Annotated in this window: 27 protein-coding genes and 1 riboswitch; of the genes, 14 read left to right on the top strand and 13 right to left on the bottom strand. The window is 59.8% G+C overall.

The window, feature by feature from the left end; genetic code table 11:
• Positions 1-355 precede the first annotated feature (355 nt).
• Positions 356-469: riboswitch (guanidine-I (ykkC/yxkD leader) on the top strand.
• A gap of 91 nt (positions 470-560) precedes the next feature.
• Genes ATO10_RS14610 through ATO10_RS16435 form a run of 6 tightly spaced genes read left to right on the top strand, consistent with a single transcriptional unit; the run spans position 561 to position 5021 of the window.
• On the top strand, positions 561-1613 hold the full coding sequence (locus tag ATO10_RS14610) for a putative urea ABC transporter substrate-binding protein (protein ID WP_035252967.1): 1053 nt from the start codon (positions 561-563) through the stop codon (positions 1611-1613).
• 45 nt (positions 1614-1658) lie between these two features.
• Entirely contained in the window at positions 1659-2471 is an 813-nt protein-coding gene (locus tag ATO10_RS14605; protein WP_035252964.1) for an ABC transporter permease, read from the top strand.
• Positions 2468-3235: an ABC transporter ATP-binding protein gene (locus tag ATO10_RS14600; protein ID WP_035252962.1), complete on the top strand. Its 768-nt coding sequence runs from the start codon at positions 2468-2470 to the stop codon at positions 3233-3235. The genes ATO10_RS14605 and ATO10_RS14600 overlap by 4 nt, the downstream gene beginning before the upstream one ends.
• Positions 3216-4460, top strand: coding sequence for an agmatinase family protein (locus tag ATO10_RS14595; RefSeq protein ID WP_035252959.1), 1245 nt, complete (start codon positions 3216-3218; stop codon positions 4458-4460). The genes ATO10_RS14600 and ATO10_RS14595 overlap by 20 nt, the downstream gene beginning before the upstream one ends.
• Positions 4450-4860, top strand: a complete 411-nt coding sequence (locus ATO10_RS14590) for a hypothetical protein (RefSeq protein WP_035252957.1) — start codon at positions 4450-4452, stop codon at positions 4858-4860. Before ATO10_RS14595 ends, ATO10_RS14590 begins: the two co-directional genes overlap by 11 nt.
• Positions 4861-4862: 2 nt before the next feature.
• A complete protein-coding gene (locus ATO10_RS16435; RefSeq protein ID WP_155886780.1) occupies positions 4863-5021 on the top strand; it encodes a hypothetical protein in 159 nt (52 codons plus the stop codon).
• A 45-nt stretch (positions 5022-5066) separates the two neighbouring features.
• On the opposite strand, the gene ATO10_RS14585 is transcribed toward ATO10_RS16435, so the two are convergent.
• The 5 genes from ATO10_RS14585 to ATO10_RS14565 form a co-directional block, all read right to left on the bottom strand.
• Complete coding sequence (locus ATO10_RS14585; protein ID WP_035252954.1) at positions 5067-6077, bottom strand: NAD-dependent epimerase/dehydratase family protein; 1011 nt, start codon at positions 6075-6077, stop codon at positions 5067-5069.
• Positions 6078-6091: 14 nt separating this feature from the next.
• A complete protein-coding gene (locus ATO10_RS14580; RefSeq protein ID WP_035252953.1) occupies positions 6092-7258 on the bottom strand; it encodes a nucleotide sugar dehydrogenase in 1167 nt (388 codons plus the stop codon).
• Positions 7259-7411: 153 nt separating this feature from the next.
• On the bottom strand, positions 7412-8029 hold the full coding sequence (locus tag ATO10_RS14575) for a nucleoside/nucleotide kinase family protein (RefSeq protein WP_035252950.1): 618 nt from the start codon (positions 8027-8029) through the stop codon (positions 7412-7414).
• 1 nt (position 8030) lies between these two features.
• A complete protein-coding gene (gene hrpB / locus ATO10_RS14570) occupies positions 8031-10454 on the bottom strand; it encodes an ATP-dependent helicase HrpB (RefSeq protein WP_035252949.1) in 2424 nt (807 codons plus the stop codon).
• Positions 10455-10479: 25 nt separating this feature from the next.
• Positions 10480-11106, bottom strand: a complete 627-nt coding sequence (locus ATO10_RS14565) for a class I SAM-dependent methyltransferase (protein ID WP_035252947.1) — start codon at positions 11104-11106, stop codon at positions 10480-10482.
• A gap of 86 nt (positions 11107-11192) precedes the next feature.
• On the opposite strand from ATO10_RS14565, the gene ATO10_RS14560 reads away from it, so the two are divergent.
• The 5 genes from ATO10_RS14560 (at position 11193) to ATO10_RS14540 (ending at position 14571) form a co-directional block, all read left to right on the top strand.
• Entirely contained in the window at positions 11193-12086 is an 894-nt protein-coding gene (locus tag ATO10_RS14560) for a LysR family transcriptional regulator (RefSeq protein WP_202898670.1), read from the top strand.
• A 59-nt stretch (positions 12087-12145) separates the two neighbouring features.
• Complete coding sequence (gene meaB / locus ATO10_RS14555) at positions 12146-13126, top strand: methylmalonyl Co-A mutase-associated GTPase MeaB (protein ID WP_035252941.1); 981 nt, start codon at positions 12146-12148, stop codon at positions 13124-13126.
• Between the two features lie 149 nt (positions 13127-13275).
• Positions 13276-13563, top strand: a complete 288-nt coding sequence (gene rpmB, locus ATO10_RS14550; protein WP_035252938.1) for a 50S ribosomal protein L28 — start codon at positions 13276-13278, stop codon at positions 13561-13563.
• Positions 13564-13662: 99 nt separating this feature from the next.
• The gene (locus tag ATO10_RS14545; protein WP_051598174.1) at positions 13663-14013 is read left to right on the top strand and encodes a hypothetical protein; all 351 of its coding nucleotides are present in this window, start codon (positions 13663-13665) and stop codon (positions 14011-14013) included.
• A gap of 42 nt (positions 14014-14055) precedes the next feature.
• Positions 14056-14571 (top strand): copper chaperone PCu(A)C, encoded by a 516-nt coding sequence (locus ATO10_RS14540; protein WP_035252935.1) that lies wholly within the window; start codon positions 14056-14058, stop codon positions 14569-14571.
• 143 nt (positions 14572-14714) lie between these two features.
• On the opposite strand, the gene ATO10_RS14535 is transcribed toward ATO10_RS14540, so the two are convergent.
• Together ATO10_RS14535 and ATO10_RS14530 are read right to left on the bottom strand one after the other, a co-directional pair.
• Positions 14715-16181 (bottom strand): cryptochrome/photolyase family protein, encoded by a 1467-nt coding sequence (locus ATO10_RS14535; protein ID WP_035252931.1) that lies wholly within the window; start codon positions 16179-16181, stop codon positions 14715-14717.
• A 37-nt stretch (positions 16182-16218) separates the two neighbouring features.
• Complete coding sequence (locus ATO10_RS14530; RefSeq protein ID WP_035252929.1) at positions 16219-16908, bottom strand: NAD-dependent deacylase; 690 nt, start codon at positions 16906-16908, stop codon at positions 16219-16221.
• Positions 16909-16991: 83 nt separating this feature from the next.
• Between ATO10_RS14530 and ATO10_RS14525 the strand changes: the two genes are divergently transcribed.
• A complete protein-coding gene (locus tag ATO10_RS14525; protein WP_035252927.1) occupies positions 16992-17441 on the top strand; it encodes a low molecular weight protein-tyrosine-phosphatase in 450 nt (149 codons plus the stop codon).
• Here ATO10_RS14525 and ATO10_RS14520 read toward each other — a convergent pair whose 3' ends face one another.
• Positions 17442-17741: a hypothetical protein gene (locus tag ATO10_RS14520; RefSeq protein ID WP_035252924.1), complete on the bottom strand. Its 300-nt coding sequence runs from the start codon at positions 17739-17741 to the stop codon at positions 17442-17444. It abuts the gene before it with no gap.
• A gap of 236 nt (positions 17742-17977) precedes the next feature.
• Positions 17978-19225 (bottom strand): hypothetical protein, encoded by a 1248-nt coding sequence (locus ATO10_RS14515; protein ID WP_035252922.1) that lies wholly within the window; start codon positions 19223-19225, stop codon positions 17978-17980.
• Between the two features lie 208 nt (positions 19226-19433).
• Between ATO10_RS14515 and lepA the strand changes: the two genes are divergently transcribed.
• A complete protein-coding gene (gene lepA, locus ATO10_RS14510) occupies positions 19434-21233 on the top strand; it encodes a translation elongation factor 4 (RefSeq protein WP_035252921.1) in 1800 nt (599 codons plus the stop codon).
• 14 nt (positions 21234-21247) lie between these two features.
• Here the strand turns inward: lepA and ATO10_RS14505 are convergent, their stop codons facing one another.
• The 4 genes from ATO10_RS14505 to purU form a co-directional block, all read right to left on the bottom strand.
• Positions 21248-21793: a hypothetical protein gene (locus ATO10_RS14505; protein WP_035252919.1), complete on the bottom strand. Its 546-nt coding sequence runs from the start codon at positions 21791-21793 to the stop codon at positions 21248-21250.
• Between the two features lie 309 nt (positions 21794-22102).
• Positions 22103-22474, bottom strand: a complete 372-nt coding sequence (locus ATO10_RS16090) for a hypothetical protein (RefSeq protein WP_051598173.1) — start codon at positions 22472-22474, stop codon at positions 22103-22105.
• Between the two features lie 58 nt (positions 22475-22532).
• Positions 22533-22802, bottom strand: coding sequence for a type II toxin-antitoxin system Phd/YefM family antitoxin (locus tag ATO10_RS14495; protein ID WP_035252918.1), 270 nt, complete (start codon positions 22800-22802; stop codon positions 22533-22535).
• A 79-nt stretch (positions 22803-22881) separates the two neighbouring features.
• Positions 22882-23766, bottom strand: a complete 885-nt coding sequence (gene purU, locus ATO10_RS14490; RefSeq protein WP_035252979.1) for a formyltetrahydrofolate deformylase — start codon at positions 23764-23766, stop codon at positions 22882-22884.
• 155 nt (positions 23767-23921) lie between these two features.
• Between purU and ATO10_RS14485 the strand changes: the two genes are divergently transcribed.
• Positions 23922-25271, top strand: a complete 1350-nt coding sequence (locus tag ATO10_RS14485; RefSeq protein WP_238323515.1) for a hypothetical protein — start codon at positions 23922-23924, stop codon at positions 25269-25271.
• Positions 25272-25361: the final 90 nt, after the last annotated feature.

Genomic DNA, 25361 nt, shown 5'->3' with positions numbered 1-25361 from the left:
ACCGTCAAAGCCATCCACATCACACCAGGCGCCCAAATCGACGCAAAAGACCTACTCATCGAACTGGAGTAGGCAGCATCAGCCTGCGCTGAACAGCCCTGAAACGGCGCAAAGGCCCATCGCCTTTGCGCCGTTTTTCAGTGTTTGTGTTTGCTGGAATCGCCCTTTCGCGCCGTGAACCTTGCCTTAAGGGAATCGAGCAAGCGCCGGTTGCGCGCCCGGTTTGGGCCAGATTCCGGGTTAATTTCCCCCCTTTCACGGTTTTTACGCCCGAAATTTCATCAAACCCTGACATTTGGCGCAAATATCCGTGTGGATTGCTCTGCGAAACGCGGCCCCCCGTGCCCTTATGAAGGTGCAGGGCGTCTAGGGTTCCGCTTCGTCAACTACCGCGAAGGTCTGGTCCGAGAGATGCCAGCGCGTCGGCAAATTCCGGCGCGATACACGGCGGGGCAAAATCCCGGGAGACTACTGCGACACGGGCTTGACCGCGTTTCTCCGTTCCGCCGAGGCAACCCCGAACCAGCTAAATGCGGAACGCCGAAGACAGGGGAAGATCCATGTTCAAAAAAGGTATTTTCGCCGCTGCCTCCGTACTTGCACTGGCCGCAGCGACGCCAACTTTCGCCGAAGAGAAAACTGAATTCAAAGTCGCATGGTCGATCTATGTGGGCTGGATGCCGTGGGGCTATCTGGAGACCTCGGGCATCATGGACAAATGGGCCGATAAATACGGCATTGATGTCGAGATCGTGCAGATCAACGATTATGTCGAGTCGATCAACCAATATACCGCAGGCGCGTTTGACGGCGTTTCGGCCACCAACATGGATACGCTGTCCATTCCCTCGGGCGGCGGGGTGGACACCACTGCGCTGATCGTGGGCGACTTTTCCAACGGCAATGATGCGGTGATCGTGAAAGACGGCGATCTGGCCGCGCTGAAGGGCAAACCGGTGAATCTGGTTGAACTGTCGGTGTCGCACTACCTGCTGGCGCGCGCGCTGGACAGTGTCGGCATGAAAGAGAGCGATCTGGATGGGGTGATCAACACCTCGGACGCCGATATGATCGCGGCCTTCGCCACCGATGATGTCGAAGCCGTCGTGACATGGAACCCGCTGGTGTCCAGTATTCTGGAAGACCCCAGCGCGACAAAGCTGTTCGACAGTTCCGACATCCCCGGTGAAATCATCGACCTGATGGTGGTCAATACCGAAACCCTGGCCGACAACCCGGCCTTTGGCAAAGCCATGGTAGGGGCCTGGTACGAGGTTATGGGCCTGATGGCGGCAGGGGATGAAGCGGTGCTGACCGAGATGGCCGAAGCCTCGGGCACCGATCTGGCGGGCTATAAGGCGCAGCTGGCCTCGACCGAGATGTTCTATGACCCGGCCGCGGCGGTTGCCTTTACCAAGGGGGCTGACCTGCCCACCACCATGGTCAATGTCGCTGAATTCCTGTTCGACAAAGGTATTCTGGGCGAAGGTGCGCCAAGCGCCGATTTCGTAGGTGTTGAATATCCCGATGGTGCAACCAGCGGGGATGCGGGCAACGTCAAGTTCCGCTTTGACACCACTTACATGCAAATGGCCGCCGACGGCGCGCTCTAAGCTCAGGACCCCGGCCCCAATGCCCCGGGCCGGGGACATATTCCCATGCGATTGATCAATCAAAAACCCGGCGTGGCCTTTGCCGCCTTTCTGACGGCACTGCCCTTCGCCCTTGCGCTGATCGCTTATGCGATCGGGTCAGACATTCGCCTGTCGGCCAACCCGTCTGACAAGCTGCTGCCTGCGCCCTCGACAATTCTGTCTACAGCCGAACGGTTGTTGACCGAGCCTGACAAACGATCTGAACAAATCCTGTTCTGGAAAGATACATGGGCCAGCTTGGTCCGCTTGTTGCTGGGTGTCGGTATTTCGGCCTTTTTGGGCACGGTTGTCGGGTTGTTGATTGGTCTTTTGCCTCATGTGCGCTCGACGCTGGCGGGCTTTGTCGCCGTGTTGTCGATGATCCCACCGCTGGCTTTGCTGCCGATCCTGTTCATTGTGTTCGGATTGGGCGAGCTGTCAAAGGTCGTGCTGATCATCATCGGCATTCTGCCCTTCCTGATCCGCGACCTGTCTAGTCGAGTGCTGGAAATCCCGCGTGAGATGATCGTAAAGGCCGAAACATTGGGCGCCACCAGCTGGGTCATCGCGATCCGCGTGGCGCTGCCGCAACTGATGCCACGCCTGATACAGGCGGTGCGCCTGTCGCTTGGCCCGGCGTGGCTGTTCCTGATCGCGGCCGAAGCCATCGCCGCCGACCAGGGCCTTGGCTATCGCATCTTCCTTGTGCGCCGGTATTTGGCCATGGATGTGATCCTGACCTACGTCATCTGGATCACCGCATTGGCCTTTGTGATGGATTGGGGCCTCCGGGTTCTGTCGCGCAAAGCATTCCCCTGGACGGAGTCCACGCTATGAGCTTCGTAACAGTCGACAACATCTTCCAATCCTACGGCAACCGCCCGATCATCGAACGGGTCAACACCACGATTGACGAGGGCGAGTTCATCTCCATCGTCGGGGCCTCGGGCTGTGGTAAATCCACCTTCCTGCGCCTGCTGTTGGCGCAAGAAACCCCAACCCGTGGTGAAATCCGTATTGATGGAAAACCGCCCGCCAAAGAGCCGGGTCTGGACCGCGGCGTGGTCTTTCAGCGCTACTCCGTATTCCCGCATATGACCGTGCGCGAAAACGTGGTGGCGGGGGAATGTTTCCGCCGCCCGTGGGGCCGGTTCTTTGGTACAGAACGCAAAGCCGCGCTGGGGCGCGCCGATGAAACACTGGCCCGTATCGGGCTGGACCATGTGGCCGATCAGTATCCGGCGACGCTGTCGGGCGGCATGCAGCAACGCCTTGCCATCGGACAGGCCCTGGCCGCGAAACCGCGCGTGCTGCTGCTTGACGAACCCTTTGGCGCGCTCGATCCGGGCACGCGCCTGTCCATGCATGACTTCCTGACCGAACTGCGGGCCGAAACCGGCATGACGGTCTTCATGGTGACCCATGATCTTGAGGAAGGATTCAAACTCGGAGACCGTGTGCTGGTCTTTGATAAGCCGCGCTGGGATCCCACCGATCCCAACGCCTACGGCGCAACAATAACGTACGATTTTGATGCCCGCGATGGCGGCATCCCGTTTCAGAAGATCAAGGAGGAAACCAATGTTCTTCAACCCGCCTGAGCGCAGCCGCTCACACCACCCGGCGGACCAGCGCCCGGCCGAGCGCCGCGCGCACCATCCGGACCTGACACAATTGCAGGGCTGGAAGTCGATGAAGGCCGAAGCCGATCTGCCCGAAAGCGGGGCAGATAACGATCGCCTCTGGGCTTTGCGCATGGGTCTGACCGGCGCCGACAGCATCGAAGACAAGTCCATTCCTACCTTCGCGCGGGGGGAACTGCCCCACTTTGCCGGGATCAACACCTTCCTCAAGGCGCCCTATACCGAAGACGTGACCGAAATTGGCGACTATGACGCCACCGTTCTGGGCATTCCCTTTGACGGCGGCACCACCTATCGCCCCGGCACCCGGTTTGGCCCGCAAGGCGTGCGCAAGATCAGCGCGCTTTATACGCCCTATAACTATGAAATGGCCGTCGACCTGCGCGAACAGATGACTCTGTGCGACGCCGGGGATGTCTTTACCATCCCGGCCAATATCGAGAAGTCGTTCGATCAGATCAGCCGCGCGGTTTCACACGTGTTTTCAAGCGGTTCCCTGCCGATCATGATCGGGGGCGACCACTCCATCGGCTTCCCCTGCGTGCGCGGGATTGCCGAATGCACGTCCAAGAAAATTGGCATCGTGCACTTTGACCGCCACGCCGACATTCAGGAAAAAGACCTGGATGAACGGATGCACACCACGCCGTGGTTCCATTCCACCAACCTGCCCAACGTGCCCGCCAAGAACCTTGTTCAGGTTGGCATCGGCGGCTGGCAGGTCCCCCGCGCGGCCGTCAAGGTGGCGCGCGAACGCGAGACGAACATCATCACCATGTCCGACGTCGAACGCATGGGCATTGATAAGACGGCCGAAATGGCTTTGGAAATGGCATGGGACGGCGTTGATATGGTCTATATGTCCTTTGACATCGACTGTATCGACTGCGGCTTTGTGCCCGGCACCGGCTGGCCCGAACCCGGTGGGTTCCTGCCGCGCGAAGCCCTTGCGCTGGCGTCTAAAGTTGCCGCCGAAGGCATCTGCGGCATGGAGCTGGTCGAGGTTTCGCCGCCCTATGACACGTCAGATATCACCGCGCTTTTGGGCACCCGGGTGATCGTGGACGTGCTGGGCTCGATGGTGGCCTCGGGCAAGCTGGGCGCGCATAAAAAGCACATCGACAAGCCGGTGACCATTCCGCACGGTGAATTCGAAGGTAAGAGGTGGTCCAATGCCACATGACATCGTGAACGGCCACATCGGCCACAATCACAGCCATGACCACCTGCACAGCCATCTAAAGCCCGAGGACGAGGCCCAGGATCTGCAGCTTCTGACCGCGCAGTTCATCGACGGGTTCGTGCAGGCGGCCGATAAAACTTCGTACCTGCGGCTGGCCGGTGTGCCGTTTGAACGCCCCGGCAAGGGCGGCTCGACGGCGCTGAAACTGGTGGATGTGTCGCTGAGCACCGAATGGCAGGTCGGCACGGCCTCGCCGTCTTTTGGCGCGCGCGAACTGTCTTACCTGCCCTTCCCCGGCGAGATGGTCCGCGAACGCACCAATATGTCGTTGATCTATGTGTCGATGGATGAAAAATCGACCCTCGATATTCGCGAATTTCTGGCCAAGAAGGACCAATGAAAATGAAGAAACTAACCCTTGCCGCTTTGGCAACTGCCATGGCCAGCCCGGCCTTCGCCCATCTGGAGGCCGTGCCCCACATGCATGGCAACGATGCGATCTTTCTGGCGCTGGGGGGGGCGGTAATCGCTGCCGCGGCCCTGCTGGCGGCCACACGCTAAGCCCTTGAAAACAGGCCGCTCCGGCATCCGGGGCGGCCTTTGCGGCTAGACCTGATAATAGTCGCGATACCACTCTACGAATTTGCTGACGCCCTCGGGCACCGATGTCTTGGGCGCATAGCCCGTCAACTGTTCCAACAGTCCCGCATTGGCCCATGTCGCCGGCACGTCACCCGCCTGCATCGGCATCAGGTTGCGCTCGGCCGTGCGGCCGGTTGCGGCCTCAATCGCGGCGATGAAATCAACCAGCTGAACAGCGTTCGAATTGCCGATATTCACCACCCGGTGCGGCGCAACCGGGGACAGGCTGTCGCCTTCAGGCACCACACCATCTTCGGGGCGCTCAGGCACCGCATCCATCAGCAGGCGGATTCCATGCACCAAGTCTTCGACATAGGTGAAATCACGCATCATGTCGCCGTGGTTATAAACGTCAATCGGGCGATCTTCCAAAATCGCTTTGGTGAACTTGAACAGCGCCATGTCAGGGCGGCCCCAAGGGCCATAAACGGTAAAGAAGCGGAACATCGTGACCGGCAGATCAAACAGATGCGCATAGGAATGCGCCATGCTTTCGGTTGATTTCTTGGTCGCCGCATAGAACGACATCTGATGATCCGCCCGGTCGGTTTCCGTATAGGGCATATGGGTGTTGGCGCCATAGGCCGAGCTGGTCGAGGCCAGCAGCATGTGCTTGGGCGGATGGGCGCGCGCAGCTTCCAGCAGCTCGAAGGTGCCGATCACATTGGCCTCAAGGTACGAGCGCGGGTTCTCGATCGAATACCGCACGCCCGCCTGCGCCGCCAAGTGGATGACGAAATCGGGCTTTTCCTCGGCGAACAGATCCATCAGCAAGCCCGGCGTTTCCACCTTGTCGTTTACCGCGCGAAACCCTTGGGATTGCAGCAACATCTGCTGGCGGCGCTCTTTCAAAGCGACATCGTAATAATCGCTCATACTGTCCAGCCCGATCACCCGAAAGCCATCATCCAACAGACGTTTGCACACGAAATATCCAATGAAACCGGCCGATCCGGTCACCAATGCGGTGGGCATGTCAATAAATCCTCTTAATCCGCACCAAACAGGTCGCGGGTAAACACTTTGTCCGCGACGTCGCGGATATCATCGGTCAGACGGTTGGCGACAATCACATCGGCTTCGGCCTTGAAGTCATCCAGGTCCTGAATCACCCGGGAACGGAAGAAATCGTCTTCCTCCAGCACCGGTTCATAAACGATCACCTCAACGCCCTTGGCTTTCAGCCGTTTCATGATCCCCTGAATTGACGACTGGCGATAGTTGTCCGACCCGGCCTTCATCACCAGCCGGTAAACCCCCACGACCTTGGGGCCGCGCATCAGAATTTGATCTGAAAGGAAATCCTTGCGCGTGCGGTTGGCATCGACAATCGCGCGGATCAGGTTTTGCGGCACATGGCTGTAGTTGGCCAGCAACTGCTTGGTGTCCTTGGGCAGGCAATAGCCGCCATATCCAAACGACGGGTTGTTGTAATGATCGCCAATCCGCGGGTCCAGACTGACGCCTTCGATGATCTGGCGGCTGTCCATCCCACCGGCCATCGCATAGCTGTCCAGTTCGTTGAAATAGGCCACACGCATGGCAAGATAGGTGTTGGAAAACAGCTTGATCGCCTCGGCTTCGTCCAAGTCGGTGAACAGCACCGGGACATCCTTTTCCAACGCCCCCTGCAACAGAAGGTTGGCAAAAACCTCGGCCCGTTCAGAGCGTTCCCCCACCACAATGCGCGACGGATGCAGGTTGTCATACAGCGCCCGCCCTTCGCGCAGGAACTCCGGGCTGAAAATCACCTGTTCGGTGTTGTGATCCAGCCGGGCCTGTCGCACGAACCCCACCGGGATGGTGGATTTAATCACAATCACCGCCTTGGGGTTGATCCGGGTAACGTCCTCAATCACCGCTTCCACGCTGGAGGTATCAAAAAAGTTCGACCGCACGTCATAGTTTGTCGGGGTGGACACGATCACATAGTCGGCCCCTTCATAGGCCTCTTGCGGGTCGGTCGTCGCGCGCAGGTTCAACGTGTGATTGGCCAGATACTCAACCACTTCGGGGTCATCAATCGGGCTTTGGCGCGCGTTCAGCATCTCTACCCGCTGTGCCGATACGTCTACGGCGACCACCTCGTTGTTCTGAGACAACAAAATGGCGTTCGACAGCCCGACATATCCGATTCCTGCGACGGCGATTTTCATAAGTTGCTCTGTCCCTCGGCACTCTGCTGGGGGTGGCCGTAAACGACCCCGCCCTTTTTTACTATGCTACTACATCTGCTGGGCTCTGTTAAAGAATTTCACTTGGACAATCCAAGGGACAAAAACGGGTATTCCTGTGGCAAATGCGAAGACTTACGCGTCTGTGCGCAAGACATAATCACAGGGCAAAGCCGCCTTCAGGACCCGTTCAGCGTTGGGCAGGTCATTGCCTTGCGCCCTTTGCGCGGCCTGATCCGGGCTTAGCCCATGCGCCAGCCAGCGCGCGATCAGCCGAGCGCGCAGCACCTCCAAAGGCACGTCCAGCCGAACCGAAACATCCCAATACCCGGCAAGATCGCGCCATCCCGGTGCGTCAAACATCAGATAGTTGCCCTCGATCAGCGCAATCTGACATTCCGGCCCGATATGACCGGCCCCGGCCACCGCCAAGTCCCGCGCGCGATCAAACAGCGGGTAATACACCGTTTCATCCTGCGCCAACGCCTGCGCCAGCCGCGTAATTCCCCCAAGATCAAAGGTTTCCGGCGCCCCCTTGCGCGGCAACAACCCGCGCGGTTCCAGCAACCGGTTATCCAGATGAAACCCGTCCATCGGCACCACCGCTGCATGGTGCAACCGTTCTGACAGTTGCGCCGCCATGGTCGACTTGCCCGATCCCGGCGCGCCCGCCAGCGCCACCACCAGACGTCGCCCGCGGGGCTTTGATTGCCCTAAACGCAGGGCAAGCTGGTCAAGCGTACTGGGGCGCATGCTAGGTTCCTCGTCGTTTGGCGCGCAGCGTCGGGTCGGCCTGTGTCGGGTCTTCGGGCCACGGATGTTTGGGATAGCGCCCGCGCATGTCCTTGCGGACGTCTGCATAGGATGACCGCCAGAACCCCGGCAAGTCCATGGTTACCTGCACCGGACGTTGGCCGGGCGACAGTAAGGTGATGCGCAACGGCAGGCGTTCGGGGCCGATCACCGGATGTTGCGTCACGCCGAAAAGTTCCTGCAAACGCAGGGCGATCGCCGGGGCCTCGCCGCTGTAATCAATCGCCACTTTGCGGCCCAAAGGCGTTTCGAAATGCGCAGGGGCCAGCCTTGCCAACAGCTGTTGTTGGTCCCAATCCAGCATCGCCATCAAGGCCGGCTGAAGGTCGAACCGCTTCAGATCTTCGCCCGTACGCACCCCGGCAAGATGCGGCAACAGCCAGTCGGGCAGGGTGGCCATCAACCCCGCGTCTGACATATCCGGAAGGTCCGCGCCCTGACCGCGCAACAGCTCCACCCGCGCCTGCAAGCGGCGCGCGGCGTCGGACCATGGCAAGCCCAGCTCGGCCACCCCTTCCAGCATCGCCTGCGCCACCGCATCTGCGGGCGCGTTTTTCCAGACCCGATCCTCCAGCACCACGGCGCCCAAGCGTTCCTGTCGTCGCGCCACCACCCGGCGCTCGCGTTTGGACCACTGACAGACATCCTGCCAGCCGATCTGATCGTCAAACACACTGCGCAGTTCAGACTCCGAAATCGCCGCCGCCAAGCGCACCTTGGCTTCGCGCGCATCCCCATCCAAATCCAGCGCCACGATCAACCGTTGCCCGGCCAAGGGGTCTGCGTCGGCCAAGACCGCCCCCTTGCCGCCTGACAGTACGTATCTGGGCTGATCGCCGGGGCGGCGCAGTCCGATGCGGTCGGGATAGGCCAAAGCGGCCATTTCGCCGGTGCTCAGCCCCCCGTCTGCCTTACCCGCCATGCGGGTCAGGCGTTTGGTCTCTTGATTGATCCGCGCCACCGCGCCGCGAGCCGGGGCAGGGGCCGAGCGCGGATCGCTGAGCGCCCGCAACCGCAGGCCCACATCACCGCCCACGCCGCGCAACGGGTCACGTTCGGCCAACAAAGCCGCCAAGGGCGCGGCCTGCGGCCCGGCGACGGCCAGCATATGCGCCAGACGCGGGTGCAGGGGCATGCGTGCCAGCGCGCGGCCATGATCGGTGATCCTGCCGCGGTCCAGCGCGCCCAAGGCGGTCAACAGCGCCCGGGCCTCGGCCAGCGTGCCTTCGGGCGGCGGGGTCAGAAACTGCAAATCGTCGCTGCCCCAAAGCGCCAGTTCCAGCGCCAGCCCGGTCAGGTCGGCGGCCTCGATCTCGGCGGGCGGAAAGGCATGCAACGCGCCTTCTTCGCCCTTGGTCCAGAGCCGGTAACAGGTGCCTTCGGCCACACGGCCCGCGCGGCCCCGGCGCTGTTCGGCCTCGGCCCGGGTCACCCGTTCGGTCACCAGCCGCGACATTCCCGAGTTCGGATCAAACCGCGCCCGCCGCGCGCGGCCTGCGTCGACCACGACGCGGATGTCCTGAATGGTCAGCGATGTTTCGGCGATGGAGGTCGCCAGCACCACCTTGCGGCCCGTGTCCGCCGGGGCAATCGCGGCGCGCTGATCCTTGAAGGGCATGGCGCCGTAAAGCGGGCGCAGGGCGCAATCCTTGGGCAAGCGGCCTTCCAGCGCCGATTGCACGCGGCGGATTTCGCCCTCGCCGGGCAGAAAGACCAACACGCCGCCGCTGGTTTCTGCTACGGCTTTGGTGACCAGATCAGCCACCGCTGGCTCCAGCCGCTGTTTGCCCATCGGCTTGTCGAGCCAGCGGGTTTCGACCGGGAAAGAGCGCCCCTGGGACGTGACCACCGGCGCGTCATCCATCAAGGCGGCCACGGGCGCGGCATCGAGCGTTGCCGACATCGCCAGCAGGATCAAATCCTCGCGCAGCGCCGCGCGGGTTTCCAAGGCCAAGGCCAAACCCAAGTCGGCATTCAAGGAACGTTCATGGAATTCGTCAAAAATCACCGCGCCGACGTCCGGCAGTTCGGGGTCAGACTGGATCATCCGGGTCAGGATGCCCTCGGTCACGACCTCAATCCGGGTGGCTTTGGAGACCTTGGCCTCGCCGCGAATGCGATAGCCCACGGTCTGCCCAACGTTTTCGCCCAGCGTCTGCGCCATCCGTTCGGCGGCGGCCCGCGCGGCCAAGCGCCGGGGTTCCAGCATCACGATGCGGGCCGTGGTCAGACCTGCGTCCAGCATCGACAGGGGGACAACGGTGGTTTTACCCGCCCCCGGTGGCGCCTGCAGCACCGCCCGCCCCGCGGTACGCAGGGCGGTGATCAGGTCATCAAGACAGGCGTGAATGGGCAGGGTCGTCATGCCCTGCTTATGGGCGAAAACGCCGTCAGGGGGAAGGCTTGCGCGCCACGATGAACCGCGCGGGCGGCTTGGCCGGATAGTTGCCGGTTTCAACGATCTGGAACCCCGCGCGTTCAACGGCGCCGTCCAGATCAGCGATCGACATGAACCGCACATAGGGCGCTTTGCCCACCGCGCGCATCACTGCCACAATAGGGCGAAACGGCGAGAACCGCCCCAAACAGGTGCTTTTCGAGATAAACACGCCGCCCGGTTTCACCAGCCGGTACGCCGCCGCCAAGGCCCCGTCCAGATCCTCGATTAGATGATAGAGGTTAAACCCCATCACCGCGTCGAAACCGGCATCGGGCAGGTCTGGAGCCAGTTCTGTGGTGCATAGCAGATCAATGTTGCTAATCCCCTCCGCCTCGATCTTTTCGGCGCCGATATCCAGCATATCCTGCGCATAATCGCTGGCCACATAGCGCGCCACATGGGGCGACAGGGTGATGGCAGTGCTGGCGGTGCCGCAGCCCAGCTCCAGCACCTGATCCGACGGGGTCAGATAGTCGCGCACCCGGTCCAGCGTTTGGGCATAGGCGTCTGGGTCGCCGACCGGGCGGGCGGCATATTTGCGGGCGATTTTGTTCCAGAATTGGGCTTGAGTCGGCATCGGGTTTCTCCTGCGTTGCCCAGATCATACCTATACGCCAGCGTTTCTAAATTGCTGAAATCCGTTTTCATGCTATGCATAAATGCATGAATTGGGACAGCCTTCGCTTTGATTGGAACCAGGTCCGCGCTTTTCTGGCGACGGTCGAAGAGGGGTCTTTGTCCGCCGCCGCCCGCGCCCTGCACCTGACCCAGCCAACACTGGGGCGGCAGGTCGCGGCGCTGGAACAAGACCTTGGCGTCACCCTGTTTGAACGGGTCGGGCGTGGCATGCAGCTGACCGAAGCGGGGTTGGAGCTGCTGGAACATGTGCGTGACATGGGCGCGGCGGCCAACCGGATTTCGCTGACCGCCTCGGGGCAGTCGCAAACCGTCGAAGGGCTGGTGCGCCTGTCGGTCACGGAAACAACGGCTGCGTGGCTCATGCCGCCCATTCTTGCCGATCTGCGCCAGCACGCCCCGCGGATTGACGTCGAACTTGTCGTCTCGAACACCCTGTCCGACCTGCGCCAGCGCGAGGCCGACATCGCCCTGCGCCATGTTCGCCCCACGCAACCCGATCTGATCGCCCGTCTGGTGCGCACCCAGTCTGCCTGTTTCTATGCCGCGCAACGCTACCTTGACCGGTTCGGCCCGATTGACACCGCTCAACAGCTGGCCCGTGCGGATTTCATCGGGTTTGACGACCAACCCCGCATGATTGCCTGGCTCAATGACTTTGGCCTGCCGATTACCAATGCAAACATCCGCGTCAGATCCGACAGTTTCATCGCCGCGTGGGAGCTGGCCCGTGCAGGGCTGGGCGTGACCATGCTGGGCCGCGACCTTGCGGACCGCTTTCCTGACATGGTGCGCGTCGCCCCCGATATGCCGGAAATTGAGGTGCCCTTCTGGCTGACATCGCATCGTGAATTGCAAACCAGCCGCCGGATCCGCACGGTCTATGATTTTCTGGCCGAGGCGCTGTCCAAGCCGCAATAGCACTGGACATCACGCGCGCCCCTTGGGAAAACAGCCGCCGACCCTTGCCGGAGGATAAAATGGACACCCAAGAGCTTGCCAAGCGCATCCTGAATGGTGAACGCCGCGCCCTTGCTCGCGCCATCACGTTGGTTGAAAGCGGGCGCGCCGATCACCGAGCGCAGGCCGTGGCGCTGTTGGATGAACTGGCGGGGCACAAACGTCAGGCATTACGGATCGGGCTTTCGGGCACGCCGGGTGTGGGCAAATCCACCTTTATCGAAAGCTTTGGCATGATGCTGACGGCGCAGGGGCTGCGTGTGGCTGTGCTGGCGGTTGATCCCTCCTCGGCCCGCACGGGGGGCTCTATCCTTGGCGACAAAACCCGGATGGAACGCCTCAGCCGCGATCCCAACGCGTTTATCCGCCCCTCGCCCAGCCAAACAGAAATGGGCGGTGTGGCGCGCCGCACCCGCGATGCTGTCGCCCTGTGCGAGGCCGCCGGGTTTGACATCGTGCTGATCGAAACCGTCGGGGTCGGGCAATCCGAAACCGTTGTGGCGCAAATGTCGGACCTGTTCATCCTTTTGCTGGCCCCCGCCGGTGGCGACGAACTGCAAGGCGTCAAACGCGGCATCATGGAGATGGCCGATATCATCCTTGTGAACAAAGCCGATGGTGATCTGAAACCCACCGCCATACGCACCTGTGCCGATTATGCCGGTGCCCTGCGCCTGCTGCGCAAACGCCCGCAAGACCCCGAATTCTTCCCCAAGGCGCTGACCGTTTCCGCGCTTGAAGAAGACGGTCTGGCCAAAGCCTGGGAAGAAATGCAAACCCTGACGGGCTGGCGCCGCGAACACGGTCACTTTGATGCCTGTCGCGCCCAACAGGCCCGCCATTGGTTCGAAGAAGAGGTCCGTCTGGGCCTTTTGGCCCGGCTTGAGAAAGATCCGCAAATGCGCGCGCAACTGGCCGAACTGGGCCAGACCGTTGCGGCGGGGCAGGCCAGCGTGTCAGGGGCGGCGGCAGATATGCTCAGGCGGCTTGGCGCCGGCTAACGGCGCCCCGCCTCCGATAGGGGAAGTTTGCAACAATTGTGCAACGAATCCCTTGACGCCCCCCGGGTTTTACCCTTAAAGCACCCGGACGGAATTCATGGCGTCGCCCTTGCGGCGCCTGATCTTTTATCGAGACAAGGAAGAGACCCATGTCGCGCGTTTGCGAATTGACCGGAAAAGGCCCCATGACTGGCAACAATGTCAGCCATGCTAAAAACAGAACCCGCCGCCGGTTCCTGCCCAACCTGAACGACGTGACGCTGATCTCTGACACGCTGGGCCGCTCTTTCAAGCTGCGCGTGTCGGCTTCGGCGCTGCGTACCGTTGACCACCGTGGTGGTCTGGACACGTTCCTGGCGAAGGCTAAGGATGCCGAGCTCTCGGATAAGGCTCTGAAAATCAAGAAAGATATCGCAAAGGCACAGGCAGCCGCCTGATCCAGCGACCCTTTCAAGGTTAAGCGCGGCCCTGCCAATTGGCGGGGCCGTTTGCATTGGGGCTTTAAGCCCCCTGCGAATACATATATATCGCCGCATATGAACTCCTATCTGCGCCCCTTCACCTGCTTTGCACTGGTATTGCTGCTGGGATATGCCTCGGTTGTACTGGCAACAGCGCGCGGGCAAGCGCCTGCGGTGGGCGAGATGGTGATCTGTTCGGGCTTTGGCACGCATGTCGTGCAGGTCGATGCCAACGGCAACCCGACCGGCCCGGCCCATATCTGCCCCGATGGGGTGGCCTCCTTTGTTTCTGTCGACGCGCCTGTGCCGGTGCTGCCCCTGCGGCGCATCGCAAATGGCGAAGTCCTGTCTGTTAAACGCGCGGTTGCGCTTGCTCAGGCCGCGCGCCTGCGTGCAACGGCGCGTGGTCCGCCCGCTGTGGCCTGACACCCCACACCTGACCAATACACAGACTGACAGGAGGGACAGATGTCCTTTACCAAACCGATCCTCGCGGCCGCTGCCGCTCTCGCCTTTGCGCTGCCCGCCTTCGCCGGTGACATCACCATCGAAGACCCCTATGCCCGCGCCTCGGCCATGATGTCGAAATCGGGCGCCGCCTTCATGGTGCTGAAAAACGCCGGTGCTCAGGACGACCGCCTGATCGCCGCCGCCTCGGACGTTGCCAAAAAGGTCGAACTGCACACCCACAAGGAAAACGAGCAAGGCGTCATGCAGATGCTTGAGGTCAAAGAGGGCTTCCCGGTGCCCGCCGGTGGCATGCATGCACTGGCCCGCGGCGGCGACCACGTGATGTTCCTTGGCCTGACCCGCCCGCTGGAGCACGGCGATATGGTCACCGTCACCCTGACCTTTGAAAAAGCAGGCGAGATGACCGTGGAAATCCCCGTCGATCTGGAACGTAAACCGATGCACGGCAAGATGAACCACGGCAACATGCAGCATGGCAAAATGCATCAAGGCGGCATGATGCAAAACAACTAAGCCGAAATCGGGCGGCGGCCCTCCCGCCTGCCGCCCGGCCACCGCAACCTGCGTCCCTGTCGCGGTGGTCAAAGGGCACATTTCCCATGCCCCGGGGCGAAAGCCGATGTTTTCCCCGGCTTTCGCTTTGGTGGAGGGCGCGTCTACGGGCTGAGTTTTGCCAAAAATTCTTCCGCAGTGCTGATATGATGCGCCTGAACATCCGAATCCATTTTCTGCGCCATGCGGCACATCATTGCCCATCTGGGGTTGCGCTGTAAAACATCGCAATGCTTTAGGATGAAGCGCCAGTACAACCCATCCCAAATTTCCGCCCAATCGCCCTTGGGGTAATGGCTCATTTTGCGAATATAGTTCGACCCGGAAAAATACGGCTTCGTTGTGATCAAGCCACCGTCGGCATGTTGGCTCATGGCGTAAACATTGGGCACCATGACCCAATCATAACTGTCGACAAACAGTTCCATAAACCAGCGATAGATCGCATCTGGCGAAATCTCGCACAGGAACATGATGCCGCCCAACACCATCAGGCGCTCAATGTGGTGGCAATATCCGGTTTCAAGAACGCGGCCGATTGCATCGTCCACCGGGGGCAAACCGGTGGTGGCATCGTAAAACGCGTGTGGCATCGGGCGGGTGTGGTTCCAATGGTTCGATGTCCGCATCTTAACGCCCAGTTCGGTGTAACTGGCGCGCATGAATTCGCGCCATCCAATGATCTGGCGTATGAAACCTTCCAGCGCGTTAAGGGGTACGTCAAAGCGCTCTGCATGCTCAAGTGTCTCTTCGATCACCTGTGCTGGCGTCAGCAGACCGATGTTCAACATCGGGGTCAACACTGAATGCCACAACGTGTTTTCACCCGCGACGATGGCATCTTCGTAGTCCCCAAAACGGGGCAGCCGCTGGCGCAGGAAATCGCGCAACCAGCTTTCAGCCGCAGAATGGGTGGTGGGCAGGTACAGGCTGTTTAACCTGCCCGGTGCTTGGGGGAAATCCGAAATAACACGCCGCTTTGCCGCCATATCCGTATCGTCATAGGCGGGTTGGGGCAGGGACGGGATGGCGTTCAAAAGTGCCTTTGGCACTTTCTTTCGATTGTCTTCGTCGAAACTCCACTTGCCGCCCTTGGGCGCATCCCCCTCCATCAAAATGTTCAGACGACGGCGCTGACGTTTGTAGTAATCTGCCATAAACCAGCGCCCTTGCGTTTGCTGCTGATTTTCTGCGTCGCTGTTCACAAACCCCGGTGTGGACAGCAGCTTTAACCGTCCCTTTGCGGCTTTTCGTATCCGCTTCAAAGCAATGAAATCGACCGGATCCGCCAACAACACCTCTTGCGCCTGGTCCAGGCCGGCCTGAAGGTCGTTTGCGTGGGCGTCATAGGCAAGGGTGCGCACCCGATGCCCTTGTTTTTCCAGCAAGGCCCGATACTGCGCCATGCTCGCCATATGCAGCCACAGCTTTTGCTTGTGAAACGCGGCCGGATACACCGTATCACCAAAAAACAAGGGATCCTCGAACAGGAGGATCTCGTCGGGGTGAAAGCTTAGGCCGGGGTGGTGAACAAAAAGCTGGTGCGGCAGGATCAGTAAAACACGTTTCATGACCGGCACTTAAAGCGCACACCGCAGGCGGCAAGGCCTACCCCAGAATTTCGGCGACCCACTCGGGCACGATCTGCGTGGCTGGCCCCTGGCGGGCCTGCGCGAAATCGCTGATCCCAAGCGAAGGCTCCAGGTTCAACTCCAGCGTATCCGCCCCCGCCGCATCGGCGATCTGAACGAAGCCAGCGGCCGGATAGACACTGCCCGAGGTGCCGATCGACACAAACAGATCCGCCGCACTTAGCGCGACATAGATGTCATCCATGAAAAACGGCATTTCGCCAAACCAAACGATATCGGGCCGGGTCGGGCCGCGCTCGCAGGCGGGGCAGGGGTCTGCAACCCCCATCACCAAGGGCGCGTCATAGCGGTGATCACACAGCGCACAGCGCGCCCGCATCAGTTCTCCGTGCATGTGTACCACGTTCTGGCAACCGGCACGCTCATGCAGATCATCCACGTTCTGCGTCACCAACATCAGGTCGCCGGTGAACTCGCGCTCCAGTCGCGCCAAAGCGTCATGAGCGGCATTGGGTGCCTTGTTTTTGCAATTTTCGCGCCGCGCGTTATAGAAATCATGCACCAGCCCGGGGTTCTTCGCAAAGCCCTCGGGCGTGGCGACCTCCTCAAGGTCGTATTGCGTCCACACCCCGCCCGCATCACGAAATGTGCCCAGCCCGCTTTCGGCAGAAACACCCGCCCCGGTCAGTATAACAATCTTGTCCATGACGCGCTTCCTTTGGCCTGCCGCACAGCTGTGTTGGACAACCCTCTGCAATCGTGCCATCTTTTTCAAGACGGAGGGCGCAAATGACTACTTCCATTCTGTTTGTCTGTCTTGGAAATATCTGCCGATCCCCTACGGCGCATGGGGTTTTTGCGACGCTCGCAAAGCAGGCGGGGCTGGATGTCTATGTTGAAAGCGCGGGCACGGGGGGCTGGCATGTGGGTGACCCGCCCGATGCGCGCGCGCTACAAGAGGCCGCCGTGCGCGGCTATGACCTCAGCGCGCTGCGCGCCCAACAGGTGCAAACCCAAGACTTCGGCCGCTTCGATCTGATCATCGCCATGGACCATTCCAACATGACCGCGCTTGAACGCATGCGCCCCACGGGCAACATGACCGAAACCGCGCTGTTCCTGACCTATGCCGATACAGATCGCACCGAAGTCCCCGACCCCTATTACGAGGGCGGGTTTGACCTTGTGCTTGATCTGATCGAAGAGGCCAGCAGGGGCCTGATCGCCCGGCTCAGCTGATCAATCGCAATAGACCTGCGCGGTCTGACCAAACTGCTTATAGCGCTTCCAGAAGGTTTCATGGCTGGAGCGATCCGATTGCCGGATTTCCTGCGCCCGGTGCGGGTCCGAAAAGAACGACGCCGCCATCTTCTGATCGCCCTTGCTTAGCGTCAGATCAGCGGCATCCTGAATGCAGCCACACAGGCTGCGGCTGGCGGCCTTACGGTCAGCCTTCAGACAGGCGCGCTCAATCGTCCCCGCCTGCGCAGCCGGAGCCACCATCAGCGCGATCAGCGAAATCATTGCGTATTTTTTCATTGTATCTGCCTCGATTCTGGCCGGGCCGCATTCTTGATGTCACGTCCCCGGCGAAGAGAACTCATGCACGCAGCATGCCGCAAAACCGGTTAAAATTCAATTCGCCACATCTGGTGGCCTGAACACAACCGATCACAAAACAATGTTTCGCCCGGACGATAGTCCGGGCAGCACCCGCCCCGCCCCACGGGCGGGTGCTTCACACCCACCCCGGTCCGGGCGCTGCCCTCAGTTATCTAAAACAGAGCTTTCAACCAAGCTTCCGCTGCCGCAAGTACGCGCGCGATTTCGTCACCGTAGCCCGCTAGCTTTGCCACGAAGGTGGTGCCCACCGCTGCGCCAGCGGTTTTCATACCAGCCCCGATGCCTGCGTCGATGTGCCCGCCGATCCACTTCAAAGTTGCTCTGAGACCATCAATCGCCTGCTGAATGCGCGACTTAGAAGGAGTCTCTGCCTCAGTCTCTGCCTTCAATACCTGTAAAGGCCGTACCAATGGCGTCAAATCCGCCTCGTCCAACTGCCCTTCTGGCGGAGGACTATTCCCCCCAATCCCGAACCGCCCCGCACGGGTCTGCGCCAAGCTAGCCTCCAGCTCGGCAATCCGAGCCTTCAACGCAAACCGCGCCTCAATCTCCTTGATCCGCTCGGCAATCCGCTCGGGCCCGGCCTGCCAATCCACGTTGGGCAATAGGGCAACCGCCTCTTGCAAAGCCCAATCCATTGGCTCTCCATGCCACATGGCATCGTACCAGCGCACCCAAAATCCCCATTTTTGCTGTCTCGACGAATTGTACTCAAAGGCAGCTTTTTCGTCGCTTAACTGTTTGGCAGGGATGTTTGGCCAGAGTGGGTTCTTGAACAATTGGTGAGGCGCGTCGATCAATCCGTCATAGGTTGTATCCTGTGAAACTGCCTCCCAAACGATAATCTTGTCGGCATCATCTGTCTGCAACGTCGACAAACGTATAGTAACCAACGTGGATTCAGTCACGCTAACCTTTGTCGAAGAAGCGATTGTTTGCGTCGCAGCAAGAATAGAACTGGCGGCTTTGTCAGTTCTGTGTTCGGCTTGAAGTGTGTTGAGCCCGGTTTTCGCTGAGGTCTTTCGCATCGCAGTTGCGAGCGCTGAAAGGACCGGTCGCCCATCTTCATATGAAGACAAGGTCTCGGAAGTCTTGTGGAAGGCCTGTCGGTAGGCGCTTGCTGTTTTGAGGATGGAGTTGGCAGAGTGTTCAAGCTCTTTATTTTTCACGGTTGATGTGACGCAGATTGTTAGTAACGCCCGAAAGAGAGTTAGAGCAAACTGACGGTGTTTGAGATCCTCATTTGACAGAGCCAATGCCGTCGCAATGCTTGGCGCTACACGAAGGGCGCCTCTCGCGGCCAAAACACGCTGTAATGTGTGAGGTTTGTCTTCTAGCCATTCCGTAAGTTCTTCGACGTCATTCAATACCGGCATCAAACCCTCGTTCGCAATAGTCACAGCATTCCTCATTCACTCAGCAGATGCAACGCCCGGTCGATGGACCGGGCAGTGCCCCGTTGCCGACAGGCGATTGGCTCAATCGCCGAGAGGGACCCTCCCCATAGGAGGGCGCTTCGCACCCACCCAGGCTCGGGCGCTGCCCTATCCGTCTGTGCAAACGCCTTGCCCCATTGACCGCACCGCAAAACCAACGCATATCCACGCCATGACCGAGCTATCGAAAATCCGCAATTTCTCCATCGTGGCCCATATCGACCACGGCAAATCAACGCTGGCTGACCGTCTGATCCAACAGACAGGCACGGTGAAGGAACGCGACATGCAAGAGCAGCTGCTCGACAGCATGGATATCGAGCGCGAACGCGGCATCACCATCAAGGCCAACACCGTCCGCATTGAATACCCGGCCAACGACGGCGACACCTATGTGCTGAACCTCATCGACACCCCCGGTCACGTCGATTTCGCCTACGAGGTCTCCCGTTCGATGCAGGCCGTCGAAGGTTCTCTGCTGGTCGTGGACGCGTCTCAGGGCGTTGAGGCCCAGACGCTGGCCAACGTCTATCAGGCCATTGATGCCGACCATGAAATCGTCCCGGTCCTCAACAAGGTCGACCTGCCCGCCGCCGATTGCGACCGCGTGGCCGAACAGATCGAAGACGTCATCGGCATTGACGCCACCGACGCACTGCAGATCAGCGCCAAAACCGGCATCGGCATCCCCGACGTGCTGGAGGCCATCGTTGAACGCCTCCCTGCCCCCGAAGGTGACCGCGACGCGCCCCTCAAGGCGATGCTGGTCGACAGCTATTACGACGCCTATCTGGGCGTGGTCGTCATCATCCGCGTCATCGACGGCGTGATCAAAAAGGGCGACCGCATCAAAATGCTGGGCACCGGCGGCAAATACCCCGTCGACCGCCTTGGCGTCTTCCGCCCCAAGATGGAAGATATCGGTGAACTTGGTCCCGGTGAGATCGGCTTCCTCACCGCCTCGATCAAACAGGTGCGCGACACCCGCGTCGGCGACACCATCACCCACGAGAAAAAAGGCACCGAAGACGCGCTGGACGGCTTTAAACCCGCCCAACCCGTGGTCTTCTGCGGCCTCTTCCCCGTCGACAGCGCCCAGTTCGAAGACCTGCGCGACAGCATCGAGAAACTGGCCCTCAATGACGCGAGCTTCAGCTTTGAGATGGAAACCTCGGCCGCCCTTGGCTTTGGCTTCCGCTGCGGCTTCCTGGGCCTCCTGCACCTCGAGGTCATCCGCGACCGCATCGAGCGCGAATATGACATCGACCTGATCACCACCGCGCCCTCGGTCATCTACCACGTCTTCATGAAAGACGGTTCAATGATCGAGCTGCACAACCCCGCCGACATGCCCGACCCCTCGACCATCGACCACATGGAAGAGCCGCGCATCAAAGCCACCATCCTTGTGCCCGATGAATACCTTGGCGACGTGCTGAAACTGTGCCAGGACCGCCGCGGCATCCAGGAAGACCTGACCTACGCCGGCACCCGCGCCATGGCGGTCTATGACCTGCCCCTCAACGAGGTTGTGTTCGATTTTTACGATCGCCTGAAGTCAGTCACCAAGGGCTACGCGTCGTTTGACTACCAGATGACCGGCTATCGCGAGGACAATTTGGTCAAGATGTCCGTGCTGGTAAACGACGAACCTGTCGACGCGCTGTCGACCATGGTCCACCGCGACCGGGCTGAGATGCGCGGCCGAGCAATGTGCGAAAAGTTAAAAGACCTGATCCCGCGCCACATGTTCAAAATCCCGATCCAGGCGGCGATTGGCGGCAAAGTCATCGCGCGCGAGACGCTCTCGGCCCTGCGCAAAGACGTGACGGCCAAATGCTATGGCGGCGACGCGACCCGTAAGAAAAAACTGCTGGAAAAGCAGAAAGCGGGTAAGAAGAAGATGCGTCAGTTCGGGAAGGTCGAGATCCCGCAGCAGGCGTTTATTAACGCTCTGAAGATGGATGATTGATCTCACGTTCAAAGCTAGAGATTGGAAACGTGTGACAATGCGGGCCGTGCGCTTTCCCCTGATTGCTCGGTTTCCTGATCAGTTGTTGTGCCTAACATACCAATAGCCTGAATCAGAATGGTCATCAAAAAAGTGAACACCACTACAGACATCGCATTTCGAAACTGGGAAGCGCTCTCATCCAGAGAAGCGAAGTTGTCTGTTATCCGAATGTCATTCTCTTCTGCTTGGCTTATTAAAACACTGTAGTAGTCGTCATTGTCTGCGACATGTTCCTTCCAACATTCCCAGCGGTGGCCGGGTATGTGAAAGGATCTAGGACTCGTGCTTTGTGCGGCCATAATTGATCCCAAGATCAAGCCAAAGGATCCTAAGATGCTTATTGCGGGGAACGGTGTTAACTCTGCGAATCCAAGCAGCGCGGTTGCGACCACCCCGGAAAATCCGGCGAACCCGATTGCTCTCTGATCGGCAGCTGACGCGATACTCGATAGTTCAGTTAGGTGAACCTCACTATGTCTTAGAGCTTCCACCACAATCCTCTTTTGATTATCGTTCATTTAAATTGTCCTTTGCAGGTGACGAAATGGCAAAAAAACCCGCGCCACCCCCTACACGCAGCTTTCTGAAGTACGAAGATGGTCTTTCATCACGCAAGACTAAACCCAAGCCAAAACCAAAGCCCAAGCCCAAGCCAAAGAAACCTGAAAGCTAAGCCTTCTAGCTGAACGATAGACTGGGCAGCGCCATAGGGCTACGTCCATTCGGCCCTGAATTGATCCCCCGGATCAATTCCAAGGCGGGCCTCACCCCCATGGGCGGGCGCTTCGCACCCACCCCGGGCTGGGCGCTGCCCTCAGCGATCTAAATCAAGCTTCATCCTTGGTCTGCCGCGTCACCACCGTCTTCCACGCCCCCGCATCGCTCTCTTTCAACCGCGCCAGGGCCTCTTCGGCTTCGCGGCGCAGCGTCTCGCGGCGGCTCTCTTTCTCGGCCTCGACCTTCTCGATCATCTCGCTGATCTCGGTCAGCTCGACCCCGGCCTTGTCCGCCAGCACCTCCAGCGCCTCCATGATCTTGCCCAGCTGTTTGCCATAGCTGGCAACGTTGCGGTGAATGCGATGTTCCAGCACATGGTCGCCCGCGATGTCGGGCGAAAACACCCGCGGTTCGATGTTCTGGCTGACGTCGCCCGACAGCGGCGCGTTGAAAGAGATGCTGGGGAAGAGGGAATAGGTCATGGGCGACTCACGCAATGGATGAAGGAATGGTTTATCCTCCGCCCGCAACGCCCCCCTGTCAACGCCGCCACCAGTTCCACCCGCGCCCTTCAAGCGCCGAACTGATCCGCAGCAGCGGCCCCGGGCGGCGGCCGGTTTCCGGGTCGCGTGGGCCGTAAAGCTCTTCCTCCTCGGCCTCCCACACCCGGTCAAAATCCGCCATCGACACCAACGCCGCCACCGGTTTGCCATAGCGCGTCAGCAGCAGTTTTTCGGACCCGTTCTCGACCCGGTCCAGCAGCTCGGTCAGCCGCGGCCTGACGTCTGTCACTTGGATGCGCGCAATCATTTTGACCCCTTTAAAGGTTTAAACCTTGGGGTCCAAAATCGTTAAAGACTTGCAAGAAAAGCTTAAACCTTCGCGCGGATCAGCCCATCCGTTCGGATGCAAACGACCCGGGCGAGGCCGGGAAGACCACCGTCTTGTTGCCGTTGATGAACACCCGGTTATGGATATGTGCATGCACCGCGCGGGCCAGCACCTGGGCCTCTACATCACGGCCCAAGGACACGTAATCCGCCGCCGATTGGGCATGGGTTACGCGCACGATATCCTGTTCGATAATCGGCCCTTCATCCAGGTCTGCGGTGACGTAATGCGAGGTTGCGCCGATCAGTTTTACGCCACGCTCATAGGCCTGTTTATACGGGTTCGCGCCTTTGAAACTGGGCAGGAAGGAATGGTGTATGTTGATGATTTTGCCCGACATTTTCTTGCACATCTCATCCGACAGCACCTGCATATAGCGCGCCAGCACCACCAGCTCGGCCCCGGTTTCCTCGATGATCTCCATCTGCCGCGCCTCGGCCTCGGCTTTGTTGGCCTTGGTGACTTTGACATAGTAAAATGGAATATCGCGGTTCACGACCAGCTTTTGGTAATCAAGATGGTTCGAGATCACCCCGACCACCTCAATCGGCAGCGCGCCAATACGCGAGCGATACAGAAGGTCGTTCAGGCAATGGCCAAACCGCGACACCATGATGACGACTTTCATCTTTTGCGAAGCGTCGTGAAACTGGAACTCCATACCGAAGTTTTTAGCAGTATCATCAAAGGCTTGCGTCAGGCTTCCCTGATCCGCGCCTTCCTCGGAACGAAAGGTGACGCGCATGAAAAAGTTGTCGGTTTCGGGGTCGTCATACTGCGCCGAGTCGGTGATGTTGCAGCCTTGGCCTGCCAGAAACTGGGCAATAGAGGCCACGATCCCACGGGTGGCGGGGCATTTCACGGTCAGGGCAAAATTCGTCATTTCATCATCCTTATCTGCGCCAATGTGCATGCCCGCCGAGCCAAGATTTATCAACACGCAAAAGCGCTTGGCTGACCGATTTCATGTTTTCTTGCTGGTGCAAATCGGAAACTATGAAGCGGATGCGAAATTCGCTGATCATATCTGGACTTGCTGTGCTGAGCAGCGCCGACCTTGCCTTGGCCCACGCAACAGAGGGCGGGATCGTCCTGTTGCTGCCAACCGGGCATTACATTCTGGGCGGGTTGATCAGTGTAATTCTGACCGTGGTTCTGGTCTCGCTGATGCCCGACACATGGGGGCGCAAGCGGTTTCAGCCGTATCGGATTTTCCCTACCCGGACCCGTCGCAGTTGCTGGGGAATAAGTCTTGGGAGCCTGGCTGTTTTGGCGTTCCTGATCACGGCCGGTTGGCTGGGCGCGCATGATCCTATGCGCAACCCCTTGTCGCTTGGTGTCTGGACGCTATTTTGGGTTTTACTTGTTGTTATACAAGGGTTTATTGGCGATCTGTGGCGGGTTTTGAACCCCTGGATTGGCCTATACACGCTGCTGCGAAAACTGGGATGGCGGCGTTTTTTCACCTATCCGTCCAGCCTTGGGTACGGGGGCGCATTGATCAGCTTTGGCGCCTTTGCTGCCGTGTTGCTAGTGCATCCGGCCCCCTCTGAACCAGACATACTCGCACCGCTGGTTGCGCTTTACTGGGGCGTTCACATGCTGGGCATGATCATCTTTGGGCCGCGATGGCTGCGGCGTGTCGAGGGGCTGAGCGTTTTGTTGCGTGCCTATGCTTTGATGGCGGTGCCCGGGAGGTACCGTGGCGCATGGAGCATCGGCCTGCCCGGGTGGCGGATATTGCAACAGGCCATACCGCCGGCTTCACTGGCGATCTTTGTGGTCGCTATTCTGGCCTTGGGCAGCTTTGACGGGCTGAACGAGACCTTTTGGTGGATGGGCCTTGTGGGGGTGAACCCACTGGAATACCCGGGGCGATCGGCCATGGTGGGGGCCAATGCATTGGGGATGATTGGGGCGCTGCTTTTGGTGCCTGTTTTTGCCGTGATGGTCTGGTTTGGGGCCGTTTTGGCGCGCCAGCCCCGACGGTTTTCACAGGCGTTTTGCACGCAGGCGCTTGCGTTGATGCCGATTGCGCTCGCCTATCATTTCAGCCACTACCTGCCCAGTTTTCTTGTGGAAATTCAGTACGCTATCAAAACTGCCAGCGATCCGTTGGGCCGCGGGTCCGACCTGTTGGGGCTGGGGCAGTTCTATGTCACCACGGGCTTTTTGAACACGCATGCTACGGTGCAGGCAATTTGGTTGACGCAGGCTGGCGCGGTGGTTCTGGGCCACGCTGTGGCCATCGTGATTTCCCATGTGCAGGCGGTGCGGGTGTTTGGCGGACAGGCCGCTGCGGTGCGGGCGCAATGGCCCTTGGCGCTGTTCATGATCTGCTACACGCTGTTCGGGTTATGGTTGCTTGCTTCGCCCCGGGCTGTTTAGAGTTAACTTAGATTCAGGCGCGCGCCCGGCGGGGTGCGGATACTATTCTTGTTTGATTGCAGATGGATGCGTCTGTCCGGTCGCGTCCCC

It is taken from the genome of Actibacterium atlanticum (assembly GCF_000671395.1).
GTDB classification, from domain to species: Bacteria; Pseudomonadota; Alphaproteobacteria; order Rhodobacterales; family Rhodobacteraceae; genus Actibacterium_D; species Actibacterium_D atlanticum.
Note: the sequence above shows the minus strand (reverse complement) of the source record. Positions and strands in the feature narration are given on the sequence as shown.